Origin of the sequence: Methylobacterium sp. E-065 (genome assembly GCF_022829605.1) — a bacterium.
Lineage (GTDB): Bacteria > Pseudomonadota > Alphaproteobacteria > Rhizobiales > Beijerinckiaceae > Methylobacterium.
On the sequence record NZ_JAKSYD010000150.1, the window covers coordinates 1 to 2,577 of the forward strand.

The 2,577-nt window shown below is 64.6% G+C and carries 4 protein-coding genes; 1 reads left to right on the forward strand and 3 read right to left on the reverse strand.

The window, feature by feature from the left end; translation table 11 throughout:
- Positions 1 to 139 precede the first annotated feature (139 nt).
- The 3 genes from MKK84_RS35515 to MKK84_RS20230 all read right to left on the reverse strand — a co-directional run bounded on the left by MKK84_RS35515 (position 140) and on the right by MKK84_RS20230 (position 944).
- Positions 140 to 274, reverse strand: a complete 135-nt coding sequence (locus MKK84_RS35515) for a hypothetical protein (RefSeq protein WP_279599622.1) — start codon at positions 272 to 274, stop codon at positions 140 to 142.
- Positions 275 to 276: 2 nt separating this feature from the next.
- Positions 277 to 531 carry a hypothetical protein gene (locus MKK84_RS20225; protein ID WP_243922886.1) on the reverse strand — a complete coding sequence of 85 codons (255 nt, stop codon included), beginning with the start codon at positions 529 to 531 and terminating at the stop codon, positions 277 to 279.
- Between the two features lie 245 nt (positions 532 to 776).
- Positions 777 to 944: a hypothetical protein gene (locus tag MKK84_RS20230; protein WP_243922888.1), complete on the reverse strand. Its 168-nt coding sequence runs from the start codon at positions 942 to 944 to the stop codon at positions 777 to 779.
- Between the two features lie 304 nt (positions 945 to 1,248).
- On the opposite strand from MKK84_RS20230, the gene MKK84_RS20235 reads away from it, so the two are divergent.
- The coding region (locus MKK84_RS20235) for a cache domain-containing protein (RefSeq protein WP_243922890.1) at positions 1,249 to 2,577 on the forward strand (1,329 nt) is incomplete at its 3' end.

Sequence of the window (2,577 nt, forward strand, 5' to 3'; positions counted from 1 at the left end):
GCGAAAATTCCGCCCGGGCGAAACTTCAGCCTGAGCCAGCCCGTACCGCTCGCCCATGAGCGAACAACACGACAAGCCCTCGTCCTTGGATGCCGCGTTAGCCGCGCAGATCCATGCTGCCCGCGTCCGAGGCGCCTACTCAATCGAGAGTTTGGCAGCCCTCGCGCAGGTCGCCCCCGAGGTGATCGTCAGACTTGAACATGGCTTGCCGATCACCGATGCCGGGGCTCGGGATCGCGTCATGGACGTGCTCGGCCTGCGTCCGGATAACCATTTCTACCCTGTCCAGCCGATCGGTCTGAGCCTACGCACCCCGGATTGAGATAGGCATGAGGCAGCTCTCGCCCGTACCCGCCCGGCCTCCCCACGCCACGCATCGCGCTCGGTCCGCATAGCCTCGACCAGAGCGTGCATGTTGCCGGCGTCGATCGCGGTTTCCACGAGCATGTCTTGAGCCGAGGCCAGTTGCTCGCGCAGCTCGGCGTTCTCGGTCGCCAGCGCCAGCAGCAGGGCGGTCATCACATCGCCCATTCCTGCTCCCGCGCACCCAAGGCAGCGCGTCTAGCTGGGCTCAAACTTGGCCGCAATCGCGTCCGATCACCGCGACTGCGCCGGCGAGGCCGCACCTGGGCGTTGCGAGACGATATCCCGGTGCTGCTCTTCCGGCGCGCGGCCAAAGCCGATCGCTGAGGGTATGGTGGCGCGGGGTGGTTAACGGATCCTCCGCATCAACACCCGACGACTACCGGCTCACGCCCGCAGGTGTCCGCAGGGGTTCACGGGGCCACGCCAAAGCGCACGAACAGACTCTCGGGATCCTGCGCATCTACGCTCGCTTTCTGCGCCGTCATCGAGGCGCCACGGCCAGCGATGGCTACGGCCGGCATGAAAGCACAGGCGCCGACGAGGATGGCGAGGGCGGCGAGGGACTGAAGCATGCGCATGATTGGGCTCTCTTGAGGATGATGCGATCCTGGCGTGGACTCATGAACTGCGCGCTGAAAGAGATCACGACAATTTGAGCCATCTACGATGTATGGCAATCTTCTGATCTTTGCGGATGCATAAGCTCGATCGCTCAACCCAAAGATGCGACTGTTATTAATTAACTAATGCATCGGTAAACTGATGTCGGCATAACACTATTAGCTGTTGATCCTGTAGCACGCGCCCTGTCGCAAGGCTCAACGTCGCGTCCCACGGATTGACCGCCCGCGCGCCAGTTAGCGCAGACTTTTGCAGGATCTCATGGCCCTCCGCATCGGTACCCGCATCCAATCCATCACCCTGATCGCCTTGGGTGGGATGGCCGCGCTGATCGGCTTGGCGGCCTGGGATATGTCGGGCAGCGTCATAGACGCGCGCGAACTGAAGACGCGCGACCTCGTCGAGTCAGCGCAGGGTGTGCTCGCGTACTTCGAGGGTGAGGAGCGTGCGGGCCGAATGGATCGGGCCGCCGCTCAGAAAGCCGCGATCGCGGTGGTCAAAGGCCTGCACTACGCCGGCAGCGAGTATTTCTGGTTGCAAGACATGCAGCCCCGCATGATCCTGCACCCCAAGGCCGAGTTGATCGGCAAGGACATCGGCGGGATCGTTGATCCGACCGGCAAGCACCTGTTCGTCGACATGGTCGAGCAGGTGAAGCGGTCGGGTGCTGGCTTCGTCCCCTACATGTGGCCCAAGCCCGGTCTGGATCAGCCTGTCGCGAAAATCTCCTACGTGAAGGGGTTCGAGCCTTGGGGCTGGATCATCGGATCGGGGATCTATGCCGATGATACCGCAGCGCAGATGCGGCCTGCGCTTATCCGCCTCCTCGGAGGGACGGCGATCGTGGCAGCGCTCATCGCCCTCCTGGCCTCTCTCATCGGACGCGGCGTGGTCCGACCGTTGCGCGCCATGACGGTATTCATGAATGGCCTCGTTGCCGGAGATCTGACGCGTGAGGTCCCGGCCAAAGAACGGGGCGATGAGATCGGCGCGATGGCTTCGGCGGTTCAGGTGTTCAAGGACAATCTGATCCGCACCCGGCAGCTTGAGGCCGAGACAGCGCAAGCGCGGATGGCTGCCGAGGAACAGCGCAAGGTTGGCATGCGCCAGATGGCCGACGGCTTCGAGGCCGCAGTCGGCGGCATCCTCGGCATGGTGTCGTCGTCGGCCACCGAGCTCCAGGCCACCGCCCAGACCATGACGGCCACGGCGACCGAAACCGCCAGCCAGTCGACGACGGTCGCAGCGGCTGCCGAGGAAGCGTCCTCGAACGTCAACACGGTCGCCGCGGCCGCCGAGGAGCTAGGCTCGTCGGTGCAGGAGATCAGCCGGCAGGTCGCTGGCTCGGCCGAGCTGGCACAGCGTGCCGTGCGTGAGGCTGACCAGACCGGTAGCCTCGTGCAGGAGCTGAGTGCCGCCGTGTCCCGGATCGGCGATGTGGTCGGGCTAATCTCGACCATCGCTGGGCAGACCAACCTGCTGGCCCTGAACGCCACGATCGAGGCCGCCCGGGCCGGGGCCGCTGGCAAGGGCTTCGCCGTCGTTGCCTCCGAGGTGAAGGCGCTCGCCGAGCAGACGGCCAAAGCCACG

Bases quoted from the DNA above. Each gene is read 5' to 3' on its own strand.
- MKK84_RS35515 (WP_279599622.1), bottom strand. From the start codon at position 274: ATGGTTATCCGGACGCAGGCCGAGCACGTCCATGACGCGATCCCGAGC.
- MKK84_RS20225 (WP_243922886.1), bottom strand. From the start codon at position 531: ATGGGCGATGTGATGACCGCCCTGCTGCTGGCGCTGGCGACCGAGAAC.
- MKK84_RS20230 (WP_243922888.1), bottom strand. From the start codon at position 944: ATGCGCATGCTTCAGTCCCTCGCCGCCCTCGCCATCCTCGTCGGCGCC.